Below are 1,222 nucleotides of genomic sequence, written 5' to 3' on the forward strand. Positions count from 1 at the left end.
AATTCTAAATACACAGAATCGTCATTCAATATTAAAGAGGAATAATCTATAAATTCTTTTTTATTTTTAGCTATAAAACCAGTATAACCATGCTTCACTCTTTCATATAAACATCCATATCCCATTGTGACAATAGGCACACAGAGCTCCCTAGCCTCATCAGCTGCTAAACAAAAAACTTCTGTTTTATGACCAGGAGTTATAAATAATTTTGAATTTTTTAAATCTTGTATTAATAAATTAATATCTCCTTTTGTTCTCAAATATATATTATTTTTGATGTGAATATCTTTTAATTGAAATGGTGGATTAATAAACAACTTGGATTTTGTGCACAATTTCTTTATTTCAATCCATGATGATAACAGATATTCAATATTTCTGTCAGATTTCGTTGTAAAAATTGCATTTTGTTTAGGAATAAAATCCTTTTTAATTTCAGTATTAATGAAATCAAAATCTGGTGCTAATTTTAAAATTTTTTTTCCAAACATAGATGTGAAAAAATTTCTATTTTTATAGTGATATTCACCTTCTAAAATCATTGTTGGTTTATACTTAATAAAAGGAATAAGTTGTTTTTTTCTTATAAACTTTTCAATGGATTGAATACTATGAGACCATAAATAATTTTTTTTACAATTTAATATTTTAAATAAATTTGCATCAGACATTGCAATAACAAAATCTGCTTTTATTGACTTTTGAATTGAAGAAATATTTTTCCAAAAAACATTGTTTATTTTGATTTCTTTAGTTGTATTATTAAATACACATATTTCAAATTTCATATCTTTTGCTAATTGATTTGTAATGTTTATTAATGTTTTTTCAGACCCACCTATCTTAGGGTTGTTTAAATCAGAACCATTATAATCAAATGAATTTTCTAAAAAGAAAATTTTTATTTTATTTTTCATAATTATTTTTTAATCTTTTTGAAAATTTTAAAATTGATTTTGATAAGTCTTTTTTTAATACAAAAAATTTATAATTATTTGGTGGAAACCATTCTTTGCAGGAGATTACTTGTTCAATAAAGTTCTTTTTAGATTTAATAATAAAAAACATTAATGCCGTCACATCTTTATTGAGAAAATAAGCCATATGTGTCATTATCCCTTCTGGACATATAACTCTTGAAGATTTGTTGATTAAATCAAATAAATTGTAACCATCTATATTTTTTAAAAAAATAATTTTTTTTTTATTAATTTTTTTT

At 22.3% G+C, this 1,222-nt stretch carries 2 protein-coding genes; both read right to left on the reverse strand.

Translation table 11 applies throughout. The features are described 5' to 3' along the window. Window positions 1-920, reverse strand: a 920-nt coding sequence (locus tag ACTT9D_RS07365) for a glycosyltransferase (protein WP_440931133.1), incomplete at its 3' end; no start/stop codon positions are given. Then, window positions 910-1,222 (reverse strand): hypothetical protein (locus tag ACTT9D_RS07370; protein WP_440931134.1); only part of this gene is annotated, 313 nt, incomplete at its 5' end. The genes ACTT9D_RS07365 and ACTT9D_RS07370, both read right to left, overlap by 11 nt.

This window comes from Candidatus Pelagibacter sp., assembly GCF_052049815.1.
Lineage (GTDB): Bacteria > Pseudomonadota > Alphaproteobacteria > Pelagibacterales > Pelagibacteraceae > Pelagibacter.